Origin of the sequence: Micromonospora sp. WMMA1976 (genome assembly GCF_027497335.1) — a bacterium.
Lineage (GTDB): Bacteria > Actinomycetota > Actinomycetes > Mycobacteriales > Micromonosporaceae > Micromonospora > Micromonospora aurantiaca.
This window is the reverse complement of record NZ_CP114912.1, coordinates 897,561-912,662: the sequence shown is the minus strand read 5'-3', so window position 1 is coordinate 912,662 and position 15,102 is coordinate 897,561. Positions and strand designations below refer to the sequence as shown.

The 15,102-nt window shown below is 71.8% G+C and carries 11 protein-coding genes and 2 tRNA genes; 4 read left to right on the top strand and 9 right to left on the bottom strand.

The features are described from left to right. Positions 1-25 precede the first annotated feature (25 nt). From O7546_RS04440 to O7546_RS04425, 4 genes are all read right to left on the bottom strand, one after another. Positions 26-3,223, bottom strand: a complete 3,198-nt coding sequence (locus O7546_RS04440; RefSeq protein WP_281600508.1) for a DNRLRE domain-containing protein — start codon at positions 3,221-3,223, stop codon at positions 26-28. A gap of 718 nt (positions 3,224-3,941) precedes the next feature. Beyond that, positions 3,942-4,775: a MerR family transcriptional regulator gene (locus O7546_RS04435; RefSeq protein ID WP_194799580.1), complete on the bottom strand. Its 834-nt coding sequence runs from the start codon at positions 4,773-4,775 to the stop codon at positions 3,942-3,944. A 47-nt stretch (positions 4,776-4,822) separates the two neighbouring features. Then, positions 4,823-5,374: a kinase gene (locus O7546_RS04430; RefSeq protein ID WP_194799579.1), complete on the bottom strand. Its 552-nt coding sequence runs from the start codon at positions 5,372-5,374 to the stop codon at positions 4,823-4,825. A 233-nt stretch (positions 5,375-5,607) separates the two neighbouring features. Further along, a tRNA-Lys gene (locus tag O7546_RS04425) sits at positions 5,608-5,683 on the bottom strand. A gap of 187 nt (positions 5,684-5,870) precedes the next feature. On the opposite strand from O7546_RS04425, the gene O7546_RS04420 reads away from it, so the two are divergent. Then, complete coding sequence (locus O7546_RS04420) at positions 5,871-7,148, top strand: Ig-like domain-containing protein (protein ID WP_194799578.1); 1,278 nt, start codon at positions 5,871-5,873, stop codon at positions 7,146-7,148. A 162-nt stretch (positions 7,149-7,310) separates the two neighbouring features. After that, positions 7,311-8,606, top strand: coding sequence for an Ig-like domain-containing protein (locus tag O7546_RS04415; RefSeq protein WP_194799577.1), 1,296 nt, complete (start codon positions 7,311-7,313; stop codon positions 8,604-8,606). Between the two features lie 47 nt (positions 8,607-8,653). Here the strand turns inward: O7546_RS04415 and O7546_RS04410 are convergent. Both O7546_RS04410 and orn read right to left on the bottom strand, forming a co-directional pair. Further along, positions 8,654-8,729: transfer RNA gene (locus O7546_RS04410), tRNA-His, on the bottom strand. A 90-nt stretch (positions 8,730-8,819) separates the two neighbouring features. Then, complete coding sequence (orn, locus tag O7546_RS04405; protein WP_281601140.1) at positions 8,820-9,377, bottom strand: oligoribonuclease; 558 nt, start codon at positions 9,375-9,377, stop codon at positions 8,820-8,822. Between the two features lie 107 nt (positions 9,378-9,484). Between orn and O7546_RS04400 the strand changes: the two genes are divergently transcribed. Further along, entirely contained in the window at positions 9,485-10,780 is a 1,296-nt protein-coding gene (locus tag O7546_RS04400) for a glycosyltransferase family 87 protein (RefSeq protein WP_194799576.1), read from the top strand. Between the two features lie 102 nt (positions 10,781-10,882). On the opposite strand, the gene O7546_RS04395 is transcribed toward O7546_RS04400, so the two are convergent. The 3 genes from O7546_RS04395 to O7546_RS04385 all read right to left on the bottom strand — a co-directional run bounded on the left by O7546_RS04395 (position 10,883) and on the right by O7546_RS04385 (position 14,285). Continuing rightward, a complete protein-coding gene (locus O7546_RS04395) occupies positions 10,883-11,734 on the bottom strand; it encodes a hypothetical protein (protein ID WP_269696245.1) in 852 nt (283 codons plus the stop codon). Positions 11,735-11,875: 141 nt separating this feature from the next. Continuing rightward, complete coding sequence (locus tag O7546_RS04390) at positions 11,876-12,601, bottom strand: YcnI family protein (protein ID WP_269696244.1); 726 nt, start codon at positions 12,599-12,601, stop codon at positions 11,876-11,878. A gap of 16 nt (positions 12,602-12,617) precedes the next feature. Beyond that, positions 12,618-14,285: a copper resistance protein CopC gene (locus tag O7546_RS04385; protein ID WP_281600507.1), complete on the bottom strand. Its 1,668-nt coding sequence runs from the start codon at positions 14,283-14,285 to the stop codon at positions 12,618-12,620. A 222-nt stretch (positions 14,286-14,507) separates the two neighbouring features. On the opposite strand from O7546_RS04385, the gene O7546_RS04380 reads away from it, so the two are divergent. After that, positions 14,508-15,095, top strand: coding sequence for a sigma-70 family RNA polymerase sigma factor (locus O7546_RS04380; RefSeq protein ID WP_194799572.1), 588 nt, complete (start codon positions 14,508-14,510; stop codon positions 15,093-15,095). Positions 15,096-15,102: the final 7 nt, after the last annotated feature.

Genomic DNA, 15,102 nt, shown 5'->3' with positions numbered 1-15,102 from the left:
TAACTGCTCATGTCGATGGTCTTCATCAGCTGATCGCCGCCCCGAACGCGCTGTGCCCGGTGGGGAGACCGCCCTGTCCCGGCTGCCAGGTGAGGCTCGGGACCGTGTTGCCCGCCTTCAGATCGGACCAGGTGAACCCGTAGACGGCGTCGGTGCCGTAGGGAGTGCCGACGTAGAGCCGCTGCGAGGTGGCCGAGAGCGAGGCACCGACCAGTTCCTGGGCGCCGGCCGTCCCCGGCATGCCGCCCGATTCCCGGTGCAGCGTGGTCGGGGTGCCGATCGGATTCGCCAGCGCCGGGAAGATACGTACCCGTCCGGAGTCGGCCACCGACGTGCCCGCGTCCTCACCCGGCACGCCGATCGCGACGAACATCGTCGCGTTGGTGCCCTCACTGCCCGGCGCGGTGTTCACCACCACGACCTTCTCGCCGAGGTAGTCACCGTCCTCCGAGGCGTACGTGATCGCGGGCAGTTCGGTGAAGGTGTTCGCGGCAGTGACGTGGAACCGGTGCACCAGCCCGGCGTCCGGCGCCGGGGTGTTTGTGGCCGCGACGACCAGGTCCTCACCCGGCACGCCGACGACGACCAGCGAGTCGGCCTGGCCGGCGGGAGCACCGACGGGCCGGTACGGCGCGATCGAGATCGACTTGCCGAAGTTGTCGTTGGCCTCGGCGTCGTTCGAGACGTTGGCGACGTTCTGCTCCAGGCCGGCGGCGAGGGTCGGCAGCCCGTTGCTCAGCGTGTGACTGAAGACGTTCACCGATCCGGCGAAGGCCTCGGTGCCGATCGCCTCGCCCGGGGAACCGACCGCCCAGTGGTACGTGGAGGCGGCCACCGCATAGCCCGTCCGGTCGTCGATCTCGGCCGCGCCCGGGATGCCGCTGCCCTGGGACATCGCCACGTTGACGTTGCCTCGGAGGTAGTGGACGATGCCCGCCAGCGCACCGCCGGTCAGCCCTTCACCGGGCGCGCCGATGACGAGGTACGGCTCACCGCCGGCCGTCCGGCTGCCGGCGACGGCGAAGCCGAACCAGTCGTACGCCTCGGCCGCGTCGGGGACGTTGGCGCTGTCCTGGTGGTACGTGACGGCGGGCGGGCCCTGCGCAAGGCCGGCGGGTGAGCCGAACAGCACGTACACGACACCGGCCTGGGCCTGGCCGCTGACGGCCTGGTTCGGCACGCCGACCGCCAGGTCGGTGCACCCGTCGTTGTTGGCGTCGTACGCGGCGATCGACGTGCCGAAGCGGTCACCCGCCTCGGCTGCACCGGGCATGTTCGCGCCACCCTCGTGCAGGGTGTGCACGGTGGTGCTGCCGCCGTACGTGACGTTGATCCGGCCGGCCCGGATCTGGCCGTTGACAGTGGCCTCCGGGTCGGCGATCGCGATGTCGGCGACACCGTCGCCGTTGAAGTCGCTGTCCGTTCCGCCGGTGCAGCCGGTGACCGGAGTGGCAGTGGTATACACCTGCATCTCGCAGAACGACGACCAGACGTCGCTGCCGGAGACGCCGTCGGCGGCCTTCACCCGCCAGCGGTAGATACCGCCGTCGACGAAGGCACCGGCGGGAACGGTCGCCGCCACCGTGGCGCCGGAGGCGACGTTGCTGGACGACGCGGAACCGATCGCCTTCTCCGCGTTCATCGCCCACCACTCGAAGGTGACTGTCATCGCGGTGCCGTCGCCGTCGGCGACGGTGGCCTTGAGCTGCGGCGTCAGCGTGTTGACGAGGGGACGGCCCGAGCCGGTCACGCAGGTGGTGGCAGGGACTGTCGACCGGGCCGTCACGGTCGGCCGCGAGTTGTAGGTGACGCTGGCCTTGGGCACCTCGGTACTGGCTGCGGCGTTGCGGGAGCGGAACTGCTTGAAGGACTTCGAATCGGTTTCGTCGGTGGCCCGAAGACCCATGTCGGCGCGGGTGTCACCGGCGTTCGCCGCGCGCTGGAAGAACGCGGTCCCGCTGATCCCGATCCAGGCGTCGTTGCAGCTGGCGTCGTAGCCGGCGGTGGCGAGGGTGGTCGCCTCCTGGTTGTTCCACGTCGGCTGGGTGTCCCAGATCATGTCGTCGGCCACCGCACCCACGGTCCAGAGCTCCCACGACCGGCCCTCACACAGGGGCGACCACCAGTTCCAGAACGAGACGGTGGCGGAGGTGATCTGCTTGCCGACGAGGGCCTCGGTGTCCCAGCGCAGCAAGGACCGGGTGACGGGTCCGGTCGGACCGAGCCGGCCGAGCCGGAGGTCGTCGGTGCCGCCCCGGTTGACCGCGTCGCCGGCCTGGATGTACGTGTCGAAGGTGGTGTACAGCGGGTTGATCGTCGGGTCGATGACGATCGGGTACTCCCGCTTGGAGTCGTTCAGCCAGCGCAGGTCCGGGGTCAGCGTCAGGTCGAGCCCGCCGGTTCCACGGGCCTCGGCGGCGGGGGCGATCGTGGATGCGACAGCCGTCTCGGCGATGGGGTTGCCGAGCGTGTCGACCCGCGCGTCCCACATCCGCAGCGCGGGGGTGTGCGCGACCACCCGGCCGGCGGCGTCCTCGATGGCGGTGTTGCCGCTGGCGTCGCGGACCGCCCGGGCGGCGTTCGCCCCGGTGATCGGCAGTGTGAGGCGGGCGACATGCTTCACGGCGCTGCGGTCCTTGACGACGAAGAACGCCTCCATGCCGGCGCGGGTCGCCTCGACGACCAGGTCCACCCCGGGCAGCGTGTCGACGTAGGTGGCTCGTCCGCCGTCCAGCTTCGGCTCGGGCAGCCGGCCGGCCCAGCCGACCGCGAGCCGATCCGCTCCGTGGCCGAGGACGGCCAGCTCCGGCGTACCGCTCGGCTGCGCGCCGGAGACGACGAGATCGAAGGGGTGGGCGACGGCGGCGATCCGCCCGTCCGCGCCCTTGCGCAGGGTCAGATCGACCGGAACCCACTGGTCACCGCGCCGGATCCGGCTCGCGCCGATCGACAGCTCGGCCCGGAACTGACCGTCCGGCAGTGCGAAGACCTCTGTCGTCTCCGACGTGAGGCTCTTGACCTGCACCGGCTTGCCGGACTCGCGGGCGGCCCGAAGGGACACCGCCTCATCGGTCCGGCTCTCCACGCCGCCTGTCACGCCGTCCGGGCCAGCGGCGAGATACTCCGCCGGCTCTCCCGGTACACCCGCCAACGCGGCCGCCGTCAGTACGGCGACACCCGCAGCCAGGCACGAACGGACAGTGGCCGTCACTCGACGTGCCACAAACCCTCCCCCGTGTGCTTTCCAGTTGTGCGAGCGGGACTCTAAGGGCGCCCTGCCTCAGCGCACAAGGCCGGACACGTTCCGTCAGGACGGATCACGCCGAACTGGACATCCGATCAACAGGTCAGCACTCTCGGTAACCAAACTCGCCTTCCACATTGGAGCTTGTGACGACTGCCGCATCCACGAGTGGCGGCATTGGGCGGTCGGGTCGATCTTCAAAACCGCAGATCAGTAGATGGTTGCCGCGGTCAACTGACCCCGAGCGGACCGCTTCACCATTGCGAACTATTTTCACGCATCGCCATCTTCGAATATGACACGGCGTAGTCGTCATTGATCGAGCAATCAGCCGATGCGGTACTCGCCCATCGGGAGGCAGTGCCGGACCAATCAGACTCATGGACACACCGAAATGGCGGCGGAGGGCGTCCCGCCAACCGCTCGGGCAGGTCATCGGTCCAGCGCGGAGCGCCGAACAGTGACCGCGGAAAGACGATTCGAATCGTCAGAACATCGAGCGATATTCGCCGCATTCGGGCGTCGGGATCGCCCTCGTCCGCGGAGTGACGCGTTGGTGATCATCATGCGCAACGCGCGCGAGGTAATCGGCGAAGACGATTGCCTGTCGAAAGCACTGCGGCGCCGATCGTCGGGGTCTGGCCGACCTTCGGATATCCGGGCTGCGGGCCGGTTCAGCGCTCAAGTCCTCCGTGGGTCACTCCGGTCGGCGTTCGACGGGCGCGCTGCTCAGTACGCCGTCGGGCCGCACCTCCTGACGCAGACGCGCGAGGTCGACGAACCGGTCGCCGTCGGGCGGGACGGCGTCGAGCAGGCGCAGGACCACTGTGCAGTACTTGGCCATCGTGTTGCGGCCCGGCATGAAGACGGACAGCTCGTCGTGGGCGTCGGGCGTCTGCACGATCAGGTCGGCGGGCAGGGACGGCAGCGTCTCCGGGATGCCGTCCACCGCGACCTTGACCGTCCAGAACGGCCCGGCGCCGTCGAGTACCCGCCGGTCCTGTTCCGGTGTCTCCAGCGCCGGCGTCCGCCACGGCTCACCGAGGCAGGTGACGCCGGCCTGCCGCACGGTGGTGACCAGGTCGGCCGCCGCCGCAGTGATGATCTCCTCGGCCCGGTCCCACTCCTGCGCGTCCCGGCCCAGCGGTGTGCCGGGTACGAGCCGCGCCACCACCGTCGTGGCCGGTACGTGCCGCAACCGCGGTTCGGGCTGCGCCTCGAAGACGGCGCGGGCCGCCGCGATGGCGTCTGCCTGAGTCTGCCGTTGCCGGCTGACCTCGTCGCTGTGCCGGTCGAGCAGGGCGATCGCCTGGTCCGGCTCGTCGAGGGCACGCCGGACCAGCTTGACGCTCATCCCGGCGTCCCGCAGCAGGGTGATCAGCATGGCCCGTTCCACCTGCTCGAAGGCGTACGAGCGGTGGCCGGTCCGGTCGTCGACCTCGGCGGGCACGAGCAGCCCTTCGGCGTGGTAGAAGCGCAGCGCCTGCGGCGACAGGTGACACATCTGGCTGAACTCGCTGATCGACAACATGACCCCAGACTGCCCCTTGCGGTAACCGGAAGGGCAAGTGACGCCGGCTAGCGTCTGTCGTCGTCGCGCCCGTCCTGGGGCAGCCCGGAGACGGCCGCGATCGCCTCGACCGCCTCGTCCAGGCCGGTGGTCTCCGGGAGGACGAGTTCGCCGGGCCAGCCCAGGACGTCGTGCGCGGCGTACCAGCCGCTCATCTGCTCGGCGGTGAAGTCACCGGCCTGCGGGCGCGTCAGGTGCCGGCGCAGCGTCTCGGCCAGCGACACGTCGAGGTAGCAGAACAGCGACCGCCCCCGGTGGCCGTCGCGCAGCGAGGTCAGCACGTCGCGGTAGCGGCCGGTGTACAGGATGCCTTCCAGGATCACGTGGTAGCCGTGGTCGAGGGCGAACCGGACGGTCTGCTCGATCAACGCGGGGGCGACGCCGCCGGGCTTGTCCCGTTCGCGCAGGACGATGCGGCGCAGGTAGTCCTGTTCGACGAGGGCGCACCCCCGGCCGTGCCGGCGTCGCAGCTCGCGGGCGATGCTGCTCTTGCCCGAGCCGGAGTTGCCCCGGATGCAGACGAGGATCGTGTCCGGGCTGCCGGTGGACTCAGCGGACACGATCCCTCCCCTGGGGTCAGCGGGCGCACCCGGGCCGAGCACAGCGTCCATCGTGGCAGCCGCGACCATGATCAGCTCAGGGCGACCACACGAACCGCGCCTCGGTGGAACGTCATGGGTGCCTTCCGGCCGGTTTGACACCCGTGGCGTTCCACCCACGGACGGTCGCTCCCGGCGCCGTACGCGAAGAAGGCCCCGACCGGCGTGGAGCGCCCGGTCAAGGCCTTGATCGTTGGTGCGCCGCCAGGGACTCGAACCCCGAACCCGCGGATTAAGAGTCCGCTGCTCTGCCAGTTGAGCTAGCGGCGCTCGCTGACAACGGGAAGAAGATTAGCACGCCCGCCGAGGCGGGTTCCAATCCGATACCGGGGTCCACCCTTCGGACGAGCTTAACCGGCGAAAGCGGTCAAAACGGTCATCCGATCCGGCGCGGGGGCGGGTGTGTGAGCGTCGATACGGCACGATGTCCGCCAGGCACGCGATGACAGGGGTGGGCATGGGCAGGTTCGCGCGGGCCGGGGCGACGGTGGGCGTCCTGGTCCTGACGGCGTCGCTGGCGCTGACCGGGTGCGGCGGCGGCGATGACGAGGGGAAGAAGCCGGAGTTCGTGCCCGGCCAGCAGCAGGTGGGCGGCGTCTCGTCCTCCGCGCCCGACCCGAGCGTCGCACCCAGCGACAACGCCGCCGCCCCGCCGCTGACGGTGAGCCCCGCCGACGGCGCGAACGCCCGGCCGGTCAGCACCGAGATCAGCGCCCGCATCCCCGGTGGCGGCACCGTGTCGAAGGTGATGCTCGCCACCGCCGACGGGACGAACGTCGCCGGGCGGATGCGGCGCGACGGCTCCAGCTGGGTGCCGTCGGCAGCGCTGAAGTACGGCACCAAGTACACCGCCACGGTCACCGGCGCCGGCAAGGACGGTCGGACCTACCAGGGCACCAGCACGTTCACCACGATGGCCAAGCCCAAGTCGATGATCGGCTCCGGCCTCTACATGTTCAGCGGCAAGACGTACGGCGTGGCCATGCCGGTGGTCGCCGAGTTCTCCCCGGGCATCCCGAAGAAGGACCGCGCCGCGGTGCAGAAGCGGATGTTCGTGCAGACCGACCCGCCGCAGCCCGGCGCCTGGCACTGGGTCGACAACGGTACGCAGGCGTACTACCGGGCCCCGGAGTACTGGAAGACCGGCACCACGATCACGGTCCGGCTGGCGCTGGCCGGGATCCCGCTGAGCAACGGCCGCTACGGCAACATCGACCGCAGCGCCACCGCCAAGATCGGCCGCGCGTTCGAGATGACAGTGGACAACGCCACCAAGCAGATGACGGTCTCCGAGAACGGCACGGTGATCCGTACCCTGCCGGTGAGCCTGGGCAAGAAGAGCACCCCCTCCTCCAGCGGCACGATGGTGGTGATGGAGAAGAAGGAGTCCACCGTCTTCGACACCCGCAGCGAGCCGGACCCGGCCAACCGCTACGTCACCGAGATCGACTTCGCCCAGCGGATCACCTGGGGCGGCGAGTACATCCACGCCGCGCCCTGGTCCGAGGGCGTGCAGGGGCGCCGCAACGTCTCGCACGGCTGCGTCAACGTGTCGATGGCCAACGGCCGGTGGCTGTTCGGCAAGACGATGGTGGGCGACCCGATCACGGTGAAGGGCACCGAGCGCCGCCTGGCCCCCGGCAACGGCTGGACGGCGTGGAGCATGAGCTGGTCGCAGTTCGTCGCCGGCAGCGCGCTGCCGGTTCCGCAGGGCGGGCAGCCGGCGCCGTTCTGACCGGCGTAACGTGGTCGGACACGCCACCTCCGACGAAGCGCCGGACGCCAGTGGAATCGTTACACCCGCGCGGGGTGTTCCGTTTCACGTCCGGCAACGCGTACCCGCTCCGGCGCGTCTGACCTGAGACGACGGGGAACGGCATCACCTTGTGAGGGAGTCATGCGAGCTGGCCAGGACGAACCGATCCGGGGCGCGAGCGCCCGACGCGTCGGCCGCCGCCGTGCGCTGGCAGCCGGGCTGCTCGCCGCCGCGATGGCCCTGACCGCCTGCACCAGCGGCGGCGGCGACAAGCCGTCGAGCTGGCAGGGCGGCGGCGACGGCGGCGAGAAGGCCCCGAAGGCGGCGGCCACCATCAGCGAGCCCGCCGCCGACGCCAAGGACGTACCGGCGTCCACCGCCGTCACCTTCACCACGAAGGAGGCGCAGGAGACCACAGTCGAGCTGAAGGACGCCGCCGGCAAGGTCGTCGACGGCACGCTCGCGGCGGACGGCACCAGCTGGCTGCCGTCAGCGGCCCTGGAGTACGGGCAGACGTACACGGCGACCGTCACCGCCACCGGCGACGACGGCAAGCCCGCCACCGCCACCAGCACGTTCACCACGATGGCGAAGCCGGCCAAGCAGATCCGGGTCACCAGCTTCCTCGGCGACAACCAGGTCGTGGGTGTCGGCATGCCGCTGATCGTGAAGTTCGGCCGGGCCATCCCGGAGGACTACCGCGACGACATCCAGCGCCGGATGACAGTCACCTCGAAGCCGGCCCAGGAGGGCATCTGGCACTGGGTGAGCCCGACCGAGGTGCGCTACCGGCCGAAGACGTTCTGGAAGGCCAACAGCACCGTCAGCTACAAGGTGCAGGCGGGCGGGCTGCCGCTGGGCGGCGGCTGGTACGGCCGGGCCGACCTCAGCGTCGACGTCAAGATCGGTCCGTCGTTCGTGATGACTGTCGACAACCGCACCAAGCGGATGACCGTCACCCGCGACGGCAAGGTGGTCAAGACCATCCCGGTCAGCCTGGGCAAGAAGAGCACCCCCTCCTCCAGCGGCACCATGGTGGTGATCGAGAAGCTCCGGCACACGGTCTTCGACACCCTGGAGGAGCTGGGCCCGGAGGAGGGCTACCGCACCGAGATCGACTACGCCCAGCGGCTCACCTGGGGCGGCGAGTTCATCCACGCCGCGCCGTGGTCCGAGGGCGTGCAGGGCCGCACGAACGTGTCGCACGGCTGCGTCAACGTCTCGATGAAGGAAGGCAACTGGCTGTTCGCCAACACCCGCATCGGTGACCCGATCACCGTGAAGGGCACCGAGCGCAAGCTCCAGAACGGCAACGGCTGGACCGACTGGAACATGAGCTGGGACGAGTACGTCAAGGGCAGCGCCCTGCCGTACGAGCCGCCGTCGGCCGACACCACGCCGGACGCCGGTACGCCCAGCGTCGAGCCCACCCCCTGACCCACGCACACGACGAAGCCCCCTCCCGGAGGAGGGGGCTTCGTCGTTGGGGTGACTGATGGGAATTGAACCCACGACAACCGGGACCACAACCCGGTGCTCTGCCAACTGAGCTACAGCCACCATGCCCGCCGCTCCGGTCGCCCGGGGCGGTGCGCGGACTAATCATAGCCACACTCCCGCCGACCCCGTCCACCGGGTTGGGCGGGGCCCTCAGAGCTGGGCGGCGATCGCCTTCGCGGCCTCGACGTCCGGCCCCGGCAGCGGCACGAACACGGTCCGCCGGTAGTACTCCAGCTCGCGGATGCTCTCCCGGATGTCCGCGAGGGCCCGGTGGGCCAGGCCCTTCTGCGGCTGCCCGAAGTACACCCGCGGGTACCAGCGCCGGCACAGCTCCTTGATCGAGGACACGTCGATCATCCGGTAGTGCAGGTGCGCGTCGAGCCGGGTCATGTCGCGGGCCAGGAAACCCCTGTCGGTGGCGATCGAGTTGCCGCACAGCGGGGCCGTACGCGGGTCCTTCACGCAGCTGGTCACGTAGTCGAGCACCATGTCCTCGGCCTCGGCCAGCGTCACCGTGGAGCGGCGTACCTCCTCGGTGAGGCCGGACTTGGCGTGCATGGTCCGCACGATCTCCGGCATGCCGTCGAGCGCCTCGTCGTCGGCGTGGATCACCACGTCGACGCCGTCACCGAGCACGTTGAGGTCGGGATCGGTGACGAGCGCGGCGACCTCGATCAGGGCGTCCCGCCGCAGGTCGAGCCCGGTCATCTCACAGTCGATCCAGACGAGAAGATCAGCCACCGGAACAGACTACGCGCCGCCGACGCGCCCGCGCCTCGGCCCGGCGGCCGAGGTGGACCGCTAGGGTTTCCTGCGTGCCAGCCGAACCCGTCGCCCCACCCGCCGTCCCCCGCGACGACGCGGGCGGGCGTACGGCTCTCCGGGTGCTCACGGTGCTGGCGCTGATCGCGATCCTGCCGGCGCCCTACCTGCGCAACCTGCGTCACGACTACTACGACCAGAAGATCTACATGTCGGCGATGGACTGGTGGGCGGCCGGGCACCCGCTCTACGACTACGTCCAGCCGGACCGCGTGCAGGGCGCGCTCTACTTCACCTATCCGCCGTTCGCGGCGCTGCTGCTGGCGCCGTTCGGGTATCTGCGGCTCGGGGTGGCGATCGCCGCCTTCGCGGTGCTGACGGTGGCCGCCGTGGTGGTGACCACCCGCTGGCTGGTGCTGCCGGTGCTGCGGCGGCACGACCTGCCGCGCGGGTTCGGCCTGACCGTCGCCGTGCTGCTGGTGCTGGCGGTGGAGAGCACGCGGGAGACGCTCACGCTCGGGCAGATCAACATGCTGCTGGTGGTGCTGATCCTGGCCGACCTGCTGTTCGCCGTACCGCAGGGGCGGCGCTGGGCCGGTGTGGGCGTGGGCCTGGCCGCGGCGCTCAAGCTGTTCCCCGGCATCTTCGTGGTCTACCTGCTGGCCGCCCGGAAGTGGCGGGCGGCGGCCGTGGCGGCGGTGACGGCGGCCGTTGCCACGCTGCTGGCCGCGGCGGTCGCGCCTGGTGACTCGTGGCGGTTCTGGACGCACGAGCTGTGGGTGACCGACCGGGTGGGCCGCCCCGACTACACCGGCAACCAGTCGCTGTTCGGGCTGCTCAGCCGCCTGACCGCGCCGGCCGAGCCGGACCGGCTGCTGTGGCTGCTGCTCGCGCTGGCGGTGGCCGCGTTCGGCCTGTGGCGGGCCGCGCGCGCGGCCCGGGCGGGGGACGCGCTCGTGGGTCTCACAGTGACCGGGCTGGTGGGCGGGCTGGTCAGCCCGATCACCTGGATCCACCATCTGTACTGGTTCATCCCCGCTGTGGTGGTGCTCGTCGACGTGGCACTGGACGCCGACCCGGCGACGCCCGCCGGCGCCCGCCGGCGCGGCGGCCTCTTCGCGCTGGTCGCCGTCGTCGGCCTGCCGATCGTGTACGGGTTGGTGACGTTCCAGGACTGGGGCACCGCCATCGTGCACACGGACGATCCAGTCGACTTCGTCGTCCGCAACGTGTACGTGCTGCTCAGCCTGCTCCTGCTCGCGGTGCTGCCGATCCGCCGGCGTGCGGGCGAGAAACCGACGACCCGGACTGAACGGACACACCTCGCAACAAATGGCGATCAGCGCTAATCTGGTATCAACTACCTCAGTTTTCTCCCAGGTAGCACCGATCCCCCGGTGAAGAACGGCCCTCCGCGTCGGCAGCGCGGAGGGCCGTTCGGATTCGCCTCGTCAGTCGCTGCCGTCGGGGCACCGGCTGGGCGGCGGGGCGATCGCGGCCCGGGTCCGCCCGCCGGAGCCGGAGCCCACCGCCACCAGGTGCCGCTCGGGTCGCGACGCCGGGCCCGGCTGGCGGCCCAGGCCGCTCAGCGAGGTGACGCCGAGACGCCCGGCCAGCACCGGCACCTGGTCCGGCTCGACCACGAAGACCACCTCACGCGGGCGCAGCGGGCGCAGCAGCACCGCCACGGCGAGGACCAGCAGCAGCGTCCCGCCGGCCAGCAGCGCCCACGCCAGCCCGGGGAACCACCCGGCCCGCAACTCGGCACGCATCCGCAGGTCGAGCCCGTCCGCGCCGTCCACGCGCATCACGACCAGGCTCAGCGACCGGCCGGACAGCTCCGCCGGGCTCCACTCCAGGGAGCCGACGCCCTCGCGCACCCAGAAGGGCTGGGTCATCGGCGCGGCGGTGCCGGCGCCGGCGATGGCCGGGTCGAGATCGACGGGCAGCGGACCCCGGGTGACCGCGACGCGGCGCACGGTGCTGTGCGGAACGTCGGCCAGCCACAGTCGCACCTGGTCGGCCGGGGCGAGGCCGAGGAAGACCGGGCCGTCGTCGTCCCGCGCGGTCAGGTGCAGCCGGGCCTGCCCGGTACGCGCCAACGGCAGGTCGGCGCGCAGCAACGCGTCCACGTCGGTCACCAGCACCGCGCGGGCCGGTGTGCGGACCGGCTCGAACCGGGCGCCGAAGCCGCCGTCCGGGTCGGCGTGCCGGGCGGCGAGCCAGAGACCTCCGCCCGCCAGCAGCGCCGGAATCCCCAACGCCAGCAGCACCATGCCGGCGATCGTGCGTACGAAACGCATTCGCTTCGTCCCTCTCGGTAGCCGATTACCCGGCCGACCTTACCGACGGGGGTCGGCCGATCGCCGGATATCGGCGGCACCGGGGCCGGAACGGCGACCGGCCCGGCGGATCGTTCCGCCGGGCCGGTGCGTGGCTCGCGTTCAGGACTTCGCGGCGGGCTCCCGCCGGGTACGCGCGAACGCCAGACCGCCGAGGGCCAGGCCGCCCAGTCCGGCGACCAGGCCGGCCACGCCGAGGGCCGTGGCCCCGCCGGAGCCGTCGTCGTCGTCATCGTCGTCGGCTGCGGCGGCCGGCGCGCTCGCAGCGGAGGAGGCGGGCGCCGCCGCGGCCAGCTTGAGCACCGGCGCCGGGTTCTCCGGCTCCTCCGCGCCCGGCGTCGGCTCCTCGATCCACCGGGAGACGTTGCCGTCGGAGTACGTCTGGAGCACCTTGAACACCATCGTGTCGGCCTGCGGCAGCGGGCCCATCGACACCGGGAACTCCTGGAACTCGCCCGGCTTCACGCCGCCGTTCGGCGCGGCCGTGAAGGTCAGCTTGGAGACCGCCTCGGTGAGCTGGCTGCCGTGCACCTCGATCGGCGGGTCGACCTTGCGCTTCTCCACCGCCACCGTCCAGCCCGCCACCGGCATGGTGGAGACCGAGCCGATCGGGGCGTTCTCCGGCAGGTTCACCTCGACCTTGACTGTCGACGCCGTGTCGCTCTCGTTCGGCACCCGGAACGCGAACCGGCCGTAGCCGCCCTGCGTACCCTCGGCCGGGTTGATCGTGACGTGCGCCGAGGCCGGGCCGGCCACGCCGAGCACGGCCGTGGCGACGGCGGTGAGGGTCAGCGCGGCGACTGTCGCGGAGCGCCGGAGACGGATCATCAGATGGGACCTTCCGTTACTTGATCGGCACGGTGGCGGTCACCGTGGCCTGGTCGATGTCGGTCGTACGGACGGTGATGCGCACCTGCCAGTCACCCCGGGCCGGCAGGTTGATCTCGCCGGTGGCGTGGTTGTCGCTCAACGGCAGCAGCGGGACGGTGATCGGCTCGATCCCGGCCGACGGCAGCGCGGCGGTGACCTTCCACTCCTGCACCGGCTGCGGGCGGCTGTCCTTGGTGTAGGCGTACAGGTGCATCGAGTTGTTGCCGGTCTCCGCCGGGTCCACCTGGACCTCCAGCGAGTAGATCGGGCTGCTCAGCGTGGCCGAGAAGTAGCCCTGCTCGGCGCCCGCGACGTTCGCGGCGGCGGTGCGCGCCGGGGTGGTCTGCACGAGCGTCGCCGACACGCCCAGCACCACCGCCGTGATCACCAGCTCGGCCACCACGGCCCGCCGCATCGAGCCCGGCCGGCCGGCGGCGACCCGCCGCCGCACCAGCGCCCGGGAGTACGCGGCCACGCCGATCACCAGCACGAACAGCGCGATCTTGGCGAGCAGGAGCCGGCCGTACGTGGTGTCGAACAGCGGCTGCAGACCGGCCACCTCGATCAGGCCCTGCACGGTGCCGGCCAGCAGCAGCGCGGCCACCGCGAGCGCCGCCCAGCGGGACCAGATCGGCAGGATCGCGTCCAGCTCGCGCTCGTCGGCCCGGCGCAGCAGGAACACCGCGAGCATGACCAGGCCGCCCAGCCACACCGCCATGCCGCCCAGGTGCACCGCGTCCACCACCACCGACACCGCGGGCGCGGGCGACGCCGCCGCGTGCCCGGACAGCGGCCAGGTGAACAGCGCCGCGCCGCCGAGGACCGTCAGGATGATCCCGTCGGTACGGCCGATCGGGCCGGCGAACAGCGGCCGGAGCAGGAACGCCGCCGCGGCGAGCAGGCCCAGCCGGACCAGGTGGGTGGTGCCGTAGGCGCTGCCGAGCACGTCACTCAGGCCGGAACCGGTGACGTCGAACAGGCCGCCGCCGTTGACGTACGGCACCTGAAGCCACACCTCCGCCACCGTGGCCACCGCCAGCAGCCCCAGCCCGGTCCAGGCCAGCCGCGCCGGACCCCGGCGGGACAGCCGGCGCGGCCAGAGCGCGGCGAGCACCAGCGCCGGGCCGACGAGCAGCAGCAACCCGGCGTAGCCGGCGTACTTCGCCACCTTCACCGCGTTCTCGGTTACCGGGTTCGCCCGGTTGTCCGAACCGCTGTCGGTGGGTGGCTCGGACGGTGCGCCGACGGAGTAGGTGAAGGCGCCGGAGACGGGGTGGCTGTCGGCCGAGATGACCCGGTAGCTCACCAGGTAGGTGCCGCGCCCGGCGGACGGGTCCACCGGGATGGTGACCTCGGCACCCTGGAACGTCGGCTCGCCCCGGTCGGCGCGCGAGCCGTCGGGGGCGATCACCCGGACCTTCCCGGGCACCTTGCGGACGCCCTCACTGAACGTGATCACCACCTGCGCGGGCGCCTCGGGCACCACGGCGGAGGCGGCCGGGCTGCTGCTCACCAGCACCGCGTGGGCGGCAGCCGGGGAGGCCGGGGCGAGCAGCAGGGCCACCAGCAGGAGCAGCAGCCCGGCGACGGCCCCGGAGCGGGCGGCGACGACCCGGGACGGGCGGCGTACGGCAGCAGTCATGACCGCAATGGTTCCCGAACCGGCGCGGGTCCGGCGAGCCGGTCTCCGGCGGGCGTGACCGAGCGCCCACCCGGTGCGGCGGCGCGCGCCACGCCGGGCCTGCTCGGAGGTCATGGGAGGGTAGTCGGACGGCGGCCGGAAAAAGTTCCCGGCGTGTGCGGGACCACGGAATGGGTCGAAGGACCCTGTCCCCTCCAGGTACGCCGCGTAACCTCGGGTGACGTGATCCCCGGCCCGCGCGACACCGCCGCCGACCGCCCCGAGTCGGCGCCCGACGCTGCCCGGGACGCGGCCACCGGCTGGGCGCTGGCCGCCCGCGACGGGAACCGCGACGCTCAGGCCGCCTTCGTCCGGGCCACGCAGGCCGAGGTGTGGCGCTTCGCCGCCGCGCTCGTCGACCCGGACACGGCGGACGACCTCACCCAGGAGACGTACCTGCGGGCGTTCCGGGCGCTGTCCGGCTTCGAGGGGCGCTCCAGCGTGCGGACCTGGCTGCTCGGCATCGCCCGGCGGGCCTGCGCCGACCACCTGCGCACCGTCGTGCGCCGCCGCCGGCTCGACGCGCGGCTCGCCGCCCAGGCAGCCACCGACCGCCCCTACCCGGACCCCGCCGGGCAGCTCGGTGCCACCGACCTGGTCCGCCGGCTGTCCGCCGAGCGGCGCTCCGCGTTCGTGCTCACCCAACTGCTCGGCCTGTCGTACGCCGAGGCCGCCGACGTGGAGGGGGTGCCGGTGGGCACCATCCGCTCCCGGGTCGCCCGCGCCCGCGACGACCTGGTCGACGCCGTCGGCGACACGCTGGCCGGATAGCGGGAAC

Bases quoted from the DNA above. Each gene is read 5' to 3' on its own strand.
- O7546_RS04435 (WP_194799580.1), bottom strand. From the start codon at position 4,775: ATGTTGTCGATCAGCGAGTTCAGCCAGATGTGTCACCTGTCGCCGCAG.
- O7546_RS04420 (WP_194799578.1), top strand. From the start codon at position 5,871: ATGGGCAGGTTCGCGCGGGCCGGGGCGACGGTGGGCGTCCTGGTCCTG.
- O7546_RS04415 (WP_194799577.1), top strand. From the start codon at position 7,311: ATGCGAGCTGGCCAGGACGAACCGATCCGGGGCGCGAGCGCCCGACGC.
- orn (WP_281601140.1), bottom strand. From the start codon at position 9,377: ATGACCGGGCTCGACCTGCGGCGGGACGCCCTGATCGAGGTCGCCGCG.
- O7546_RS04395 (WP_269696245.1), bottom strand. From the start codon at position 11,734: ATGCGTTTCGTACGCACGATCGCCGGCATGGTGCTGCTGGCGTTGGGG.
- O7546_RS04390 (WP_269696244.1), bottom strand. From the start codon at position 12,601: ATGATCCGTCTCCGGCGCTCCGCGACAGTCGCCGCGCTGACCCTCACC.
- O7546_RS04385 (WP_281600507.1), bottom strand. From the start codon at position 14,285: ATGACTGCTGCCGTACGCCGCCCGTCCCGGGTCGTCGCCGCCCGCTCC.